We start from the raw sequence: 13680 nt of genomic DNA, 5'->3' as shown, positions 1-13680 counted from the left end.
AGATAGGGGGACGTAGTCCCTCACACCTTAGACTTTGGCCGGTGTTTCCGTGGGGGAGGCGGCGGCCGGGGCCGTCAGCGGGTCGCGGGTGCGCAGTGAGGTGACCACTCTGAGCGTGGCGATCCAGACCAGGGTCGAGCCGAGCACGTGCACGCCGACCAGGAAGGCGGGCACCGCCAGGAAGTACTGGGTGTAGCCGATCACGCCCTGGGCCAGCTCCACCATGATCAGCACCAGCGCGGCCCGGCGGGCCGATCTGGGCGAGTCGGTCACGTGCAGCGCGAACATCAGCGCGAACGACAGCCCGACCACGAGGTAGACGATGTCGGCGTGCAGCCGCGCCACGCTCTCGATGTCGAGGTCGAAGCGGGAGGCCAGCGCGTCGCCGGAATGCGGCCCCGTGCCGGTCACCAGCACCCCGGCCAGCAGCAGCACGACCACCGCCGCGACCAGCACGTGGCCGAGGCGCCGGATGTCCCGGTGCGTCACCCGGCGGACCGGTCCGTCGCCCTCACTCGAGCGCGCGTAGAGCGCCCAGCAGGCGGCGATCAGCGCGATGGAGACCAGGAAGTGCACGCTGACCGTGAACGGGTTGAGCAGGCTCCTGACCACCAGCCCGCCCCACAGCGCCTGGAAGACGATGCCCGCGGGCTGCAGCAGGGCCAGCCGGAGCAGCGGACGGCGCCGCGGGGCCAGCCGCATCGCCGACACCACGCAGGCGAACCCCACCGCCAGCACCAGGAACGTCAGCAGCCGGTTGCCGAACTCGACGGCCATGGTGACGGGCGAGATCTCCGGATGCGCGATCGGCACGAAGCTTTCGGGGGTGCACCTGGGCCAGGTCGGGCAGCCGAGCCCCGAGCCGGTGACCCGCACGGCCGCGCCCGTCACCGTGATGCCCGCGTTGACCACCACGGAGGCCAGTGCCCAGCCGCGCATCGACTCGGCGGTCGGCGCCCAGAAGGAGAACAGGCGCCGGACCAGGGCGTTGGAGTGGTCCGTGGGTAGTTTCACGTCAACGAGCTTCACGTCAACGATGGTAAGGGCCTGGTTGTCCGGTCCTCCCATCGGGAACGTGCTTCTCAAGCGGCATGGGTATGTGACATATTACAGACCGGGAGGTGAAATGTCCGATGTGATCGTCATCGGCGCCGGAGTGGTGGGCGCCGCGTGCGCTTATTACGCCGCCCGGGCCGGACTCGACGTGACCGTGGTGGACCGCGGCCCGGTGGCGGGCGGCACGACGGGCGCGGGCGAGGGCAACGTGCTGGTCTCGGACAAGGAGCCGGGTCCGGAGCTGGACCTGGCACTGCTGTCCAACCGCCTCTGGGGAGAGCTGGCCGCGCTGGGCGGGTTCGAGTACGAACCCAAGGGCGGACTCGTCGTCGCCGAGACGGACGAGGTCCAGAAGCAGCTCGCCGAGCTGGCGGCGGAGCAGGGCGTCGAGTACGCCGTCGTGCCCGCCGCCGACCTGCGCGGCTACGAGCCGCACCTGGCCGAGGGGCTCGCGGGCGGCGTCTACTACCCGCAGGACGCCCAGGTGCAGCCCATGCTGGCGGCCGCGCACCTGCTCAGGCACGGCGCGGAGAGCTTCGGCCACGGGACGCTGCACCTGCGCACCGGGGTCACCGTGACCGGATTCACGCGGTCCGGCGACCGGGTGACGGGCGTACGCACCGACCGGGGTGACATCCTCGGCGGCGCGGTGATCAACGCGGCCGGCACCTGGGGCGGCGAGATCGCCCGGCTCGCGGGCGTGGACCTGCCGGTCCTGCCCAGGCGCGGTTTCATCCTGGTCACCGAGCCGCTGCGCGAGCCGCTGATCCGGCACAAGGTCTACACCGCCGCCTACGTCACCAACGTGGCCAGCGACTCGGCCGATCTGGAGACCTCGGCCGTCGTCGAGGGCACCCCGGCGGGGACCGTGCTCATCGGGGCGAGCAGGGAGCGGGTCGGGTTCGACCGGACGACCTCGCCCCGGGTGCTGGCCCGGCTGGCGGCCCAGGCCGTCGCCCTGTTCCCGGTGCTCCGGGACGTGCGGGTGATCAGGTCGTACTGCGGTTTCCGGCCGTACTGTCCCGACCATCTGCCGGTGATCGGCGCGGATCCGCGCGTGCCCGGGTTGTATCACGCGTGCGGGCACGAAGGGGCGGGGATCGGTCTCGCGCCCGCGACCGGGCTCGTGCTGTCCCAGCTGCTGACCGGCGCCCGCCCGGACCTCGACCCGCACCCCTTCCGCCCGGACCGCTTCGAGTCCTCTCACGCGAGCGAGGAGTCCGAGTGACCTTCCAGATCACGATCGACGGCCGGGCCGTGCCGGTCGAGCCGGGGCAGACGATCGGCGCGGCCCTGCACGCCGCCGGGGTCCGCGCGTGGCGCACCACCCGCTTCGGCGGGCGGCCGCGCGGGCTGTTCTGCGGCATCGGCGTCTGCTTCGACTGCCTGATCACGGTGAACGGCCGCCCACCAGAACGCGCCTGCCTGCTGGAGGCCCGGCCCGGAGACGAGGTGACGACCTCGTGAGCGCGCCCGACGACCGCCTGAGCGACAGCGACGACCGCCTGAGGGCGACTGACGACCGCGTCCGCGACGACCGCGTGAGTGCGGCCTGCGATCTCGTCGTGGTCGGAGGTGGGCCTGCCGGAGTGGCGGGCGCTCTGGCGGCGGCGTTGCACGGCCTGAATGTGGTCCTCATCGACTCCGGAGCCCGCCTCGGCGGTCAGTACTTCCGTCACCCGGCCGACGCGGCGCGCGCCGTCACGCCGGGTCTGGACCGGTTCCTGCGGCAGGCCCGCGCGCTGGGCGAGCGGGCCGAGGTGCTGCTCGGACACCAGGTGTGGACCGTGACGCGCGACGGCGACCGGCTGACCGTCCACTGCCAGACACCGGACGGTCGCCCGGTGGAGATCCGCTGCCATGACCTCCTGATCGCCACCGGCGCGCATGACCGGCCGCTGCCGTTCCCCGGCTGGGACCTGCCCGGCGTCCTGACGGCGGGCGGCGCCCAGGCGCTGCTCAAGGGCAACGGCGTCGTCGCCGGCGGCCGGGTGGTCGTCGGCGGCACCGGGCCGTTCCTGCTGCCCGTGGCCACGGGCCTGGCCGCGGCGGGGGCCGAGGTGCTGGGCGTGTTCGAGGCCAACGGCGGCCTGGCCCTGGCCCGGCATCCGGTGCTGGCCCTGGGCAAGGCGGGGGAGGCCGCGGGCTACGGCCTGGCCATGGCCAGGCACCGCGTGCCGTACCGGACGCACCAGGCGGTGATCGCCGCGCACGGCGAGCGCGAGCTGGAGGCCGTCACCGTGGCGCGGCTCGACGCCGACTGGAACGTGCTCGCCACCAGGGAACTGGCCTGCGACACCCTGGCCGTCGGCTACGGCTTCGTCCCCCAGATCGAGCTCGGCGTCGAGCTGGGCTGCCAGACCCGCCAGGACGCGGACGGCATGCCCGTACTCGCGGTGGACGGCCGCCAGCGCACCACGGTGGAGGGCGTCTGGGCGGCCGGCGAGCCGACCGGTGTGGGGGGCAGGCACCTGGCAGAGCTGGAGGGCCGCATCGCGGGCCTGGCCGTGGCCGGAGCGCCGGTCCCCGGCGTGCTGGCCAGGCGGCGCCGGCGGATGCGCGCGTTCGGGGAGGCGCTGCACCACGCCTATCCGGTCAAGCCGGGCTGGCAGGGCTGGCTGCGCGACGACACGCTGGTGTGCCGGTGCGAGGAGGTGCCGGTCGCCCGCGTACGCGCGGCGCTGGCGCTCGGCGCCACCGACGCGCGCTCGGTCAAGCTGCTGGCCAGGCCCGGCATGGGCTGGTGCCAGGGCCGCGTCTGCGGCTACACGGTCGCCTGCCTGGCCGGGGAGCGGCCCCGGCCCCCTCGCCGCCCCATTGCGCAACCCATCTCTCTCGGCTCTCTCGCCGACCTCGATACCCACTGATTTTGGAGGAAACTTTAATGACAAATCGCGCTAAGTCCTGGCACGGTGTCATGGTGGCCACGGCGCTCCCGCTGCACCCGGATCTGTCCGTCGACTTCGACGGCTATGCCGACCACTGCCGCTGGCTGGTCGAGAACGGCTGCGACGGCGTGGTCCCCAACGGATCGCTGGGCGAGTACCAGACGCTCACTCCCGAGGAGCGGGCCCGGGTCGTGGAGACGGCCGTCGAGGCCGTCGGCGGGGCGAACGTGATGGCGGGCGCCGCCGCGTACGGCGCGGCGGAGTCGCGGCGCTGGGCCGAGCAGGCGGGCGCGGCCGGCTGCGGCTCGGTGCTGCTGCTGCCGCCCAACACCTACCGGGCCGACGAGCGGTCCGTGATCGCGCACTACCGCGAGGTGGCCAAGGCCGGGGTGCCGATCGTGGCCTACAACAACCCGTACGACACCAAGGTGGACCTGACGCCCGCGCTGCTCGCGGCCCTGCACGGTGAGGGTCTGATCGTGGCCGTGAAGGAGTTCAGCGGTGATCCGCGCCGGCCCTACGAGCTCGCCGAGCTGGCCCCCGGGCTGGACGTGCTGATCGGGTCCGACGACGTGCTGCTGGAGCTGGCGGTGGCCGGCGCCGTCGGCTGGGTCGCGGGCTACCCCAACGCGCTGCCCGCCTCCAGCGTCGCCCTCTACCGGGCCGCGCTGGCCGGTGACCTCGACACCGCGCTGCCGCTCTACCGCACGCTCCACCCGCTGCTGCGCTGGGACTCCAAGACGGAGTTCGTGCAGGCCATCAAGCTGTCGATGGACCTCGCGGGCCGTCATGGCGGGCCCTGCCGCCTGCCGCGCGTGCCGCTGACGGAGGAGCAGGCGGCGGCCGTACGCGGTGCGACGGAGAAGGCGCTCGCGGAGGGCCTGCGATGAGGACGAAACGGGTCTTCCACGCCGTCGACTCGCACACCGAGGGCATGCCGACCCGCGTGATCACCGGCGGCGTGGGCGTGATCCCCGGCGCGAGCATGGCCGAGCGGCGCGTCTACTTCCGCGACCACCTCGACCACATCCGCCGGCTGCTGATGAACGAGCCGCGCGGCCACGCCGCCATGAGCGGCGCCATCCTGCAGCCGCCGACCAGGCCCGACGCCGACTGGGGCGTGCTGTTCATCGAGGTGTCCGGGCTGCTGCCGATGTGCGGCCACGGCACCATCGGCGTGGCGACCGTGCTGGTGGAGACCGGCATGGTGGAGGTCGTCGAGCCGGTCACCACCGTACGCCTGGAGGTGCCCGCCGGGCTCGTCGAGGTGGACGTGGCCGTCGAGGACGGCATGGCCATGTCGGTGACGCTGCGCAACGTGCCCGCCTACAGCGACAGACTCGACGCCGTCGTCACCGTGCCGGGCTTCGGCGACATCCGCTACGACCTGGCCTACGGCGGCAACTTCTACGCGATCGTCGACCTCGACGACTACGGCCTGCCCTTCGACCGCAAGGCCAAGAACGAGATCCTCGCCGCCGGGCTGGCCACGATGGCGGCCATCGACGCCGCCGACGAGCCCGTGCACCCCGAGGACGACCGCATCCGCGGCTGCCACCACGTCTACTTCGCCGCGCCGGGCTCCAACGCGCACCACTCGCGGCACGCGATGGCCATCTACCCGGGCTGGTTCGACCGCTCGCCCTGCGGTACCGGCACCAGCGCCCGCATGGCCCAGTTGCACGCCCGCGGCGAACTGCCGGTGGGCCCGGACGGCTGGGACTTCGTCAACGAGTCGTTCATCGGCACCCGGTTCGTCGGCCGGCTGCTGGGGGAGACCACCGTCGGCGGGCGGCCCGCGGTCGTGCCCGCCATCACCGGCCGCGCCTGGGTCACCGGCACCGCCCAGTACTTCCTCGACCCGCGCGACCCGTTCCCCGAGGGGTTCGAGCTATGAGCGTCACCACGGTCGACTACCACACCGCGGGCGAGCCGTTCAGGATCGTCACCGGCGGCGCCCCCGACCTCCCGGGCGCCACCGTGCTCGAACGCCGTGCCGCCGCCCCCGGCGGACCGGCCGAGCGGGTGCGGCGGCTGCTCTGCCACGAGCCGCGCGGCCACGCCGACATGTACGGCTGCTTCCTGGTCCCGCCCGACGACCCCGGCGCCCACTTCGGCGCGCTGTTCTGGCACAAGGACGGCTACTCCACCGCCTGCGGCCACGGCACGATCGCCCTCGGCGTGCACGCCGTCCGCGAGGGGCTGGTCGAGGCGGACCCCGGCGGCGAGACGGACGTGGTCATCGACGTGCCGTCCGGCCGCGTCACGGCCCGCGTCCGCGGCTCGCGGGACCGCGTCGAGTCGGTCACCTTCGTCAACGTCCCGTCGTACGTCATCGCCCGCGCCGTCCCCGCCGCCGGCGTCAAGGTCGACCTGTCCTACGGCGGCGCCATCTACGCCGCCCTGCCGGTCTCGGCCGTCGGCCTGTCCGTCGAGGCCGCGAACCTGCCCGAGCTCATCGGCCACGCGCGCCGGATCAAGGCCGCCCTGGCGGACCACCCGGCCACGCGGCACCCGGCGGACGACCGGCTGTCCGGCGTCTACGGAGTGATCTTCTACGAAGGGGAAGGGCCGCACCAGCGCAACGTGACGGTGTTCGCCGACGGCGAGGTGGACCGGTCGCCGTGCGGCTCCGGCACGGCCGCGCGGCTCGCCCTGCTGTACGACGAGGGCCACCAGGGGCCGCTGATCCACACCGGCATCGCGGGCGGCACGTTCGTCGCCACCGTGGGGAAGGTCACGGACCAGGGCGTCGTCGCCGAGATCGAGGGCATGGCCTACCGCACCGGCAGGCACACCTTCGAGCTCGACCCCGCGGACCCCCTCGGCACCGGGTTCGTGCTCCGGTGAGCCCGCTGCCCTACCTCGACGCCGCCACCATCGAGCGGCTGGTGCCCGTGGCGCGGGCCGTACGGATCCTGGAGGAAGCCCTGCGAGCCGGGCTCGATCCGGAGGAGACGCCGCTGCGGCCGGTCGTCGAGCTGCCCGCCGGGCAGCTCCTGCTGATGCCCGCCGCCGCGGGACGCTACGCGGGCGTGAAGGCCGTCACCGTCGCGCCCGGTAACGCCGCGCGCGGGCTGCCCCGCATCCAGGGCACGTACCTGCTGCTCGACGGCGACACCCTGGCCCCGCTGGCCGCCATGGACGGCGTCGCGCTCACCTCGCTGCGCACCCCGGCGGTCTCCGCGCTGGCCGTCACGCACCTGGCCGAGCCGGACGCCCGCACCCTGGTGGTGTTCGGCACCGGCCCGCAGGCGTGGGGGCACATCCTCGCGCTGAGCGCGGTCCGGCCCGTCGAGCGGGTCACGGTCGTCGGCCGCGACCGCGCCCGCGCCGAGGAGCTCGCCGCCCGCTGCCGCGAGCACGGCCTGCCCGCTCTGGCCGGGCACGGTCCGAACCCCGACCTGCGTGCCGTGGCCGAGGCGGACCTGATCGCCTGCTGCACCACGGCCAGGGAGCCGCTCTTCCCCGGCGAGCTGGTCCGCGACGGCGCCACGGTCGTCGCGGTCGGGTCGCACGAGCCCGACGCCCGTGAGCTGGACGGCGACCTCCTCGCCCGCGCCACCGTCGTGGTCGAGGCCAGGTCGGCGGCGCTGGCCGAGGCGGGGGATGTGGTCATCCCGGTGCGCCAAGGTACGATCACCACCGGTCACCTCGCCGGTAACCTCGCCGACCTGATCGCCGGCCGGGTGCCCACGGGTGCCGGTCCCCGCGTGTTCAAGAGCACCGGGATGGCGTGGGAGGACCTGGTGGTCGCCGCCGCCGCGTACGAGGCGTGGGCCTAGCGGGGCGTTCCCCAGCGGGCGTGTACTGAGAGTGAGGGGATGGCCGGATGACTGCCGAGAACCGGCTCGACCTGCCGATGGTGGGCGAGCGGCAGAGCTTGCGTGAGCAGGTCGCGCACGCGCTCCGTGCCGCGCTGGTCACCGGCGAGATGCGCCCGGGGGTGGTCTACTCCGCGCCGGTGCTGGCCGCGCAGTTCGGCGTCTCCGCGACGCCCGTCCGTGAGGCCATGCTCGACCTGGCCAAGGAGGGGCTGGTCGAGGCGGTGCGCAACAAGGGCTTCCGGGTCACCGAGCTGTCCGACCGCGATCTCGACGAGCTGACCGAGATCCGGCAGCTCATCGAGGTGCCCACCGTGACCCGCCTGGCCGACGCCTCGCGCGCCGCGGAGTTCGAACGGCTCAGGCCGGTCGCCGAGGAGATCGTCGCCGCGGCCGAGCGGGGCGACCTGCTCGGCTACGTGGACGCCGACCTGCGCTTCCACGTGGAGCTGCTGACCCTGTCGGGCAACGCCCACCTGGTCGAGGTGGTCAAGGACCTGCGCAACCGGGCCCGGCTCTACGGCCTCTCGCAGTTGCGGGAGCGCGGCACGCTGTCGGAGTCGGCCCGCGAGCACGTCGCGCTGCTCGACGCGCTCAAGACCGGCGACACCACGGCGGCCCGCACCATCATGTCCGAGCACATCCAGCACGTCCGCGGCATCTGGGCCGACCAGCACTGATCACACCCTGGGGGCTATTTCGTGGCGCGCGTGGTCCCCAGGCTGGCGGCCACGATGCAGATGATCGCCGCCCACTGCTGCGCGTGCAGCATCTCGCCCAGCACCACCACGCCGACCAGCGCGGCCATCGCGGGCTCCAGGCTCATCAGGATGCCGAACACGTGTTTCGGCATCCGGCGCAGCGCGTTCAGCTCCAGCGAGTACGGGATCACCGACGACAGCAGTCCCACTCCCAGCCCGATCAGCAGCAACTGCGGCTGGAGCAGGTCGCCGCCGCCCGAGGTGATGCCCACCGGCGCGATCACGAGGGCCGACACGATCATCGCGAACGACAGCCCGGTCGTGCCGGGGAAGCGCCGCCCGACCGAGGCGGACAGCAGGATGTAGGCGGCCCAGCACGCGCCGGCCGCCATCGCGAGCCCGATGCCGACCCAGCTGATCGACGCCGACTGGCCCCACGGCGCCAGCAGCGCCACACCCGCCGCCGCCAGGCCGATCCACAGCAGGTCGAGCCGGCGCCTGGACGCCGCGACCGCCACGCCCAGCGGCCCGAGGAACTCGATCGCCACCGCGATGCCCAGCGGCAGCCGCGCGATCGCCTCGTAGAACACGAGGTTCATGACCGCCAGCGTCACGCCGAAGGCGACCCCGACCCCGAGATCACGCCACGACATCCCCTTCAGCTTGGGCCTGGCCACCGCGCCCATGATCAGCGCGCCCGCCCCGATGCGCAGGAACACCACCGCGCTCGGCGGCAGCGCCGCGAACAGCTCCTTGGCGAAGCCCGCCCCGAGCTGCACCGAGAAGATCGCCAGCAGCACCAGCCCGGAAGGCGGGATGGAGTCGGCAGCGGCACGCAGCACGCTGCCGGGTTTGGGGAGCCCCGATCCGCGGTCGAAAGGATCATCCAGGGCGAACGCGGTCACGGCACTCCTCGGTAGGTCGGCTGGCGGGTAGAACGGTACCGAGCCAGGCCGACATTCCCTCCCTGAGGTGGTACTAATACGCACTGGATCATTGAAACCCCCATGCTCGTCCTGATCGCCGCCGACCTGGGCGTCCCGCTGGCCGGGGTGGCCTCCGCGCTGATGCCGGTGCTGGGCGCGCTGGTGGTGTCGAGGATCGTGGCACCCGCCCAGCCCGCCGACCTCGGCCCGGGGCGGGTGCCACGGCCCTGGAGCACAACGGGGTGCGGCCGGCGGTGCACGTCAGCCTGACCGCTCGCCGCGCTCACACCCCCGCCGCGTTCAGGGGGCTGCTCACTCCCAGCGGAACGTACGCGAGGCCAGGCCCAGGGACAGCACCGCCCAGGCGGCCAGCACCGCCAGCGCCCCCAGCGGCAGGGCCGCGCCCCCGGCGAGCACGGAACGCAGCCCGCGGGTCAGCGCCGAGATCGGCAGCAGCTCCAGGACCGGCCGCACCCCGGCGGGGAACTTGTCCAAAGGGAAGATCACCCCACCCGCGCCGAGCAGCACCAGGTAGACCAGATTGGCCCCGGCCAGCGTCGCCTCGGCCCGCAGCACGCCCGCCATGAGCAACCCCAGCCCGCTGAAGGCCGCCGTGCCCAGCAGCACGAGCAGCAGCGCGGCCACCGGCGAGCCCTGGGGCCGCCAGCCGAGCGCCAGCGCGACCGCCACGAGCACCACCACCTGGACGCCCTCCACCGCGAGCACGGCCGCCGTCTTGGCCAGCAACAGCCCGGCCCTGGACAGCGGGGTCGCGCCGAGCCGCTTCAGCACGCCGTAGCGGCGCTCGAAGCCCGTCGCGATGGCCTGCCCGGTGAACGCCGTCGACATGATCGCCAGCGCGAGCACGCCCGGCGCGAGGAAGTCGATCCGCCGGCCGCCGCCGATGTCGATCAGCGGGGCCAGGGAGAACCCGACGAGCAGCAGCACCGGGATGATCAACGTCAGCAGCAGCTGCTCGCCGTTGCGCAGCGTCTGGCGCGTCTCGGCCGCCGCCTGCGCCAGCACCATGCGCGCGAACGGCGCCGCCGCCGGTGCGGGGGTGAAGTCGAGCGTGGTCATCGCAGCTCCCTGCCGGTCAGCTCCAGGAACACGTCTTCGAGCGTTCTTCGCTCGATGCTCAGGTCGGCGGCCATGACGCCCTCGGCGGCGCACCAGGTCGTCACGGTAGCCAGCAACTCCGGGCCCACCAGGCCCTCGATGATGTAGTGGCCCGCGGGCGACTCCTTGGCCGCGCTGCCGCCGGGCAGCGCGTTGAGCAGCTCGTCCAGCGAGAGCCCCGGCCGGGCCCTGAAGCGCAGCTGGCGCTCGGCCCCGGTCAGCGACGCCGGGCTGCCCTCGGCCACCACCCGCCCCCGATCGATGATCACCACCTGGTCGGCCAGGCGTTCGGCCTCGTCCATGTGGTGCGTGGTGAGCACCACCGAGACCCCCGCGGCCCGCAGCTCGCCCACCAGGTCCCAGCAGGCATGCCTGGCCTGCGGGTCGAGCCCGGCCGTCGGTTCGTCGAGGAACACCAGCTCCGGCCGGCCGATGACCGCCGCGGCCAGGGAGAGCCGCTGCTGCTGGCCCCCCGACAGGCGGCGGTAGGGGGTGCGGACATGGTCGGCCAGGCCGAGCCGTACCAGAAGCGCGGGAGCGTCGAGGGGATGGGCGTAGAAGCGCGAGACCAGGCGGAGGAACTCCCCGCAGCGCATCGCGGGCGGCACGCCGCCCGCCTGGAGCATGACGCCCACCCGGGGTCGCAGCTCGGGCCGGTCGGGCGGCAGGCCCAGCACCCGCACCGTGCCGGAGTCGGCCGTCCGGAACCCCTCGCAGATCTCGACCGTGGACGTCTTGCCGGCGCCGTTGGGCCCGAGCACGGCGGTGACCGCGCCACGCTCGGCGCGCAGCGACAGGCCGTCGACGGCGGTGCTGCCGCCGTAACGCTTGACCAGGCCGATGAGCTCGACGGCTGGGGATTCCATGGCCACGAGTTTAGGGACTGTCCGTGACGGTCCGCCTGGCAACCCTGCCCGGTCCGTCCGGGAGGCCGGATCGTGGCCGGATATGGACAGCTGTTGACCCGGCCATTTCTCGGAAAGTCCCCACCAGGAGTGAAAGTCTGAGAGTGACGTCCGCATCACAGGAGGTTGCCATGTCACAACGCAGTGGCTATGCGCCCGGCGTCCCATGCTGGGTGGATCTGTCGAGCACCGACGTCGAGGCGTCCGTCCGCTTCTACGACGAGGTGTTCGGCTGGCGGGCGGAGATGATCGACGACCCGGCGGCCGGGGGCTACGGCCAGTTCACCTACGACGGCAAGAAGGTCGCCGGAGTGGGCCCCGTCTTCGGCGAGGGCATGCCCGCGACCTGGAACACCTACATCACCACCGAAGACGCCGCCGCCACCGCCGACCGGGTCAGGAACGCGGGCGGGACCGTCGTCATGGAGCCCATGCAGGTGTTCGAGGAAGGCACCATGGCCGTCTTCCAGTCGCCCGACGGGTCGTTCGTCTCGATCTGGGAGGCCGGCCGGCACCAGGGCGCCGAACTGGTCAACGAGCCGACCTCGTTCTGCTGGAACGAGCTCGTCACCCGCGACGTCGCCGGCGCGGAGCGCTTCTACTCGGCCGTCTTCGGCTGGACCCCCCACCTCCAGGAGATGGAGGGCGTCAAGTACACCGAATGGCACGCCGGGGACGCGAGCATCGCCGGCATGATCGAGATGGCGCCGCAGTACCCGCCGGAGACGCCGTCCCACTGGATGACGTACTTCGCCGTCGCCGACCTCGACGCCACCGTCAGCGCGGCCGAGCGGGCGGGTGCCACGATCCTCGTCGGCGCCATGGACGCGCCTCCGGGGCGGTTCGCCATGCTCACCGACCCGCAGGGAGCGGCACTCTCCGTGATCCAACTCCGCGAAATCAGCTAAACATCCCATAATCGGGAATCTGGCAGACCGGATCTTGGTTGAACCCCTCGGCCCTCGTGGGTCACACGCCTGCGAGGGAGAGGGGTTCACGCATGTCCGTGGCAGAAGCCACGCCAGTCATCACGTCACCTGTCGTCAAGGAGAAGCGCCGCGGACTCCTGCTGCTCGTCCTGGGAGCGCTGTCGGCCATCGGCCCGCTCTCGATCGACATGTACCTGCCCGCGCTGCCCGCCATCACCGGCGAACTGCTCAGCACCCCCGCGCAGGTACAGCTGACGCTGACCGCCTGTCTCATCGGCGTCTCCGTCGGCCAGGTGGTCGCCGGACCGGTGAGCGATGTGCGCGGCCGGCGGTTGCCGCTGATCGTGGGCGTGGCCGGGTACGCGCTCGCCTCGCTGCTGTGCGCCTTCGCCCCCTCGGTGCCCGTGCTCATCCTGTTCCGCCTGCTGCAGGGCATCCTCGGCGGCGCGGCCCTGGTCATCGTCCGGGCCGTCGTCCGCGACCTCTACGACGGCGCCGCCATCGCGCGCATCTTCGCCACGCTCATGCTCGTCAGCGGCCTCGCGCCGATCCTGGCCCCGATCCTGGGCGCGCAACTGCTCGCCTTCACCTCCTGGCGCGGCGTCTTCGTCGCGCTGAGCATCGCCGGGATCGTGCTGCTCGTGGCCATGCTCGGCGGGGTCCGCGAGACGCTGCCCGCCCACCAGCGGGAGAGCGGCGGCCTCAAGCACACCGTGCGCATCTTCTGGCGGCTGCTGCGCGACCGCTCGTTCATGGGCGGCGCGCTGACCGCGGGGCTGGCCTTCGCCGCCATGTTCGGCTACATCTCCGGCTCGCCGTTCGTGCTGCAGGAGGTGTACCACGCCACACCGCAGCAGTATTCGCTCATCTTCGGGCTCAACGCGCTCGGCCTGACCCTCATGGCCCAGGTCGGCGGGCGGCTCTCGGGACGGGTGGCGCCGGCCCGCCTGGTGGTCGCCGGCCTGTGCGTGGCCCTGGCCGGCGCGGCGCTGCTGCTGGCCGCCGCCGTCCTCGGGCTGGGCCTGGCGGGCATCGTCGCCGCGCTGTTCGTTATCATGTGCGGCCAGGGCCTGGTGCTTCCGGGCACCGGAGCGCTGGCCCTGGCCAGCCAGCCGCAGCAGATCGCGGGCAGTGCCTCCGCCCTGCTCGGTGTGCTCCAGTTCGCGCTGGGCGCCCTGGCCGCGCCGCTGGTCGGGCTGGTGGGGGCGGCCACGGCAGTGCCGATGGCCTCGGTGATGCTGGCGCTCATCGCCTGCTCTGCGGTGACCTTCCTGGTCATCGGCCGAGTTAGGTAAGCCTACCCTGCGTGAGAAATTCCATTCCTCGTCTTTC

Annotated in this window: 15 protein-coding genes; 11 read left to right on the top strand and 4 right to left on the bottom strand. The window is 72.9% G+C overall.

Annotated elements, in window-relative coordinates:
* Positions 1-27: 27 nt before the first annotated feature.
* Entirely contained in the window at positions 28-1029 is a 1002-nt protein-coding gene (locus AB0B91_RS26505; RefSeq protein ID WP_358324724.1) for a COX15/CtaA family protein, read from the bottom strand.
* Between the two features lie 97 nt (positions 1030-1126).
* Here AB0B91_RS26505 and AB0B91_RS26500 point away from each other — a divergent pair, with 97 nt between their 5' ends.
* From AB0B91_RS26500 to AB0B91_RS26465, 8 genes are read left to right on the top strand one after another with little or no spacing between them, the layout of a single operon-like run.
* Positions 1127-2284: an FAD-binding oxidoreductase gene (locus tag AB0B91_RS26500; RefSeq protein ID WP_358324721.1), complete on the top strand. Its 1158-nt coding sequence runs from the start codon at positions 1127-1129 to the stop codon at positions 2282-2284.
* On the top strand, positions 2281-2523 hold the full coding sequence (locus AB0B91_RS26495; RefSeq protein WP_214636266.1) for a (2Fe-2S)-binding protein: 243 nt from the start codon (positions 2281-2283) through the stop codon (positions 2521-2523). The genes AB0B91_RS26500 and AB0B91_RS26495 overlap by 4 nt, the downstream gene beginning before the upstream one ends.
* On the top strand, positions 2520-3923 hold the full coding sequence (locus AB0B91_RS26490; RefSeq protein ID WP_358324718.1) for an NAD(P)/FAD-dependent oxidoreductase: 1404 nt from the start codon (positions 2520-2522) through the stop codon (positions 3921-3923). The genes AB0B91_RS26495 and AB0B91_RS26490 overlap by 4 nt, the downstream gene beginning before the upstream one ends.
* A gap of 17 nt (positions 3924-3940) precedes the next feature.
* Entirely contained in the window at positions 3941-4834 is an 894-nt protein-coding gene (locus AB0B91_RS26485) for a dihydrodipicolinate synthase family protein (protein WP_358324715.1), read from the top strand.
* A complete protein-coding gene (locus AB0B91_RS26480; protein ID WP_358324712.1) occupies positions 4831-5841 on the top strand; it encodes a proline racemase family protein in 1011 nt (336 codons plus the stop codon). The genes AB0B91_RS26485 and AB0B91_RS26480 overlap by 4 nt, the downstream gene beginning before the upstream one ends.
* A complete protein-coding gene (locus AB0B91_RS26475) occupies positions 5838-6794 on the top strand; it encodes a proline racemase family protein (protein ID WP_358324709.1) in 957 nt (318 codons plus the stop codon). Before AB0B91_RS26480 ends, AB0B91_RS26475 begins: the two co-directional genes overlap by 4 nt.
* A complete protein-coding gene (locus tag AB0B91_RS26470; RefSeq protein WP_358324706.1) occupies positions 6791-7729 on the top strand; it encodes an ornithine cyclodeaminase family protein in 939 nt (312 codons plus the stop codon). The genes AB0B91_RS26475 and AB0B91_RS26470 overlap by 4 nt, the downstream gene beginning before the upstream one ends.
* A gap of 47 nt (positions 7730-7776) precedes the next feature.
* Complete coding sequence (locus AB0B91_RS26465; protein WP_358324703.1) at positions 7777-8448, top strand: GntR family transcriptional regulator; 672 nt, start codon at positions 7777-7779, stop codon at positions 8446-8448.
* Between the two features lie 14 nt (positions 8449-8462).
* On the opposite strand, the gene AB0B91_RS26460 is transcribed toward AB0B91_RS26465, so the two are convergent.
* Positions 8463-9374, bottom strand: coding sequence for an EamA family transporter (locus AB0B91_RS26460; protein WP_358324700.1), 912 nt, complete (start codon positions 9372-9374; stop codon positions 8463-8465).
* A gap of 102 nt (positions 9375-9476) precedes the next feature.
* Between AB0B91_RS26460 and AB0B91_RS26455 the strand changes: the two genes are divergently transcribed.
* On the top strand, positions 9477-9665 hold the full coding sequence (locus AB0B91_RS26455) for a hypothetical protein (protein ID WP_358324697.1): 189 nt from the start codon (positions 9477-9479) through the stop codon (positions 9663-9665).
* Positions 9666-9707: 42 nt separating this feature from the next.
* On the opposite strand, the gene AB0B91_RS26450 is transcribed toward AB0B91_RS26455, so the two are convergent.
* Complete coding sequence (locus AB0B91_RS26450) at positions 9708-10475, bottom strand: ABC transporter permease (protein ID WP_358324694.1); 768 nt, start codon at positions 10473-10475, stop codon at positions 9708-9710.
* On the bottom strand, positions 10472-11380 hold the full coding sequence (locus AB0B91_RS26445; protein ID WP_358324691.1) for an ABC transporter ATP-binding protein: 909 nt from the start codon (positions 11378-11380) through the stop codon (positions 10472-10474). Before AB0B91_RS26445 ends, AB0B91_RS26450 begins: the two co-directional genes overlap by 4 nt.
* Positions 11381-11550: 170 nt before the next feature.
* On the opposite strand from AB0B91_RS26445, the gene AB0B91_RS26440 reads away from it, so the two are divergent.
* Complete coding sequence (locus AB0B91_RS26440) at positions 11551-12327, top strand: VOC family protein (protein ID WP_358324689.1); 777 nt, start codon at positions 11551-11553, stop codon at positions 12325-12327.
* 92 nt (positions 12328-12419) lie between these two features.
* Positions 12420-13643: a multidrug effflux MFS transporter gene (locus AB0B91_RS26435; RefSeq protein ID WP_358324686.1), complete on the top strand. Its 1224-nt coding sequence runs from the start codon at positions 12420-12422 to the stop codon at positions 13641-13643.
* Positions 13644-13680: the final 37 nt, after the last annotated feature.

This window comes from Nonomuraea sp. NPDC049141, assembly GCF_040648415.1.
Lineage (GTDB): Bacteria > Actinomycetota > Actinomycetes > Streptosporangiales > Streptosporangiaceae > Nonomuraea.
The sequence above is the reverse complement of the archived record's forward strand: the minus strand, read 5'-3'. Positions and strand labels throughout refer to the sequence as shown.

Coding starts and splice junctions, on each gene's coding strand:
- AB0B91_RS26500 (WP_358324721.1), top strand. CDS start 1,127: ATGTCCGATGTGATCGTCATCGGCGCCGGAGTGGTGGGCGCCGCGTGC.
- AB0B91_RS26485 (WP_358324715.1), top strand. CDS start 3,941: ATGACAAATCGCGCTAAGTCCTGGCACGGTGTCATGGTGGCCACGGCG.
- AB0B91_RS26480 (WP_358324712.1), top strand. CDS start 4,831: ATGAGGACGAAACGGGTCTTCCACGCCGTCGACTCGCACACCGAGGGC.
- AB0B91_RS26475 (WP_358324709.1), top strand. CDS start 5,838: ATGAGCGTCACCACGGTCGACTACCACACCGCGGGCGAGCCGTTCAGG.
- AB0B91_RS26465 (WP_358324703.1), top strand. CDS start 7,777: ATGACTGCCGAGAACCGGCTCGACCTGCCGATGGTGGGCGAGCGGCAG.
- AB0B91_RS26455 (WP_358324697.1), top strand. CDS start 9,477: ATGCTCGTCCTGATCGCCGCCGACCTGGGCGTCCCGCTGGCCGGGGTG.
- AB0B91_RS26450 (WP_358324694.1), bottom strand. CDS start 10,475: ATGACCACGCTCGACTTCACCCCCGCACCGGCGGCGGCGCCGTTCGCG.
- AB0B91_RS26445 (WP_358324691.1), bottom strand. CDS start 11,380: ATGGAATCCCCAGCCGTCGAGCTCATCGGCCTGGTCAAGCGTTACGGC.
- AB0B91_RS26440 (WP_358324689.1), top strand. CDS start 11,551: ATGTCACAACGCAGTGGCTATGCGCCCGGCGTCCCATGCTGGGTGGAT.
- AB0B91_RS26435 (WP_358324686.1), top strand. CDS start 12,420: ATGTCCGTGGCAGAAGCCACGCCAGTCATCACGTCACCTGTCGTCAAG.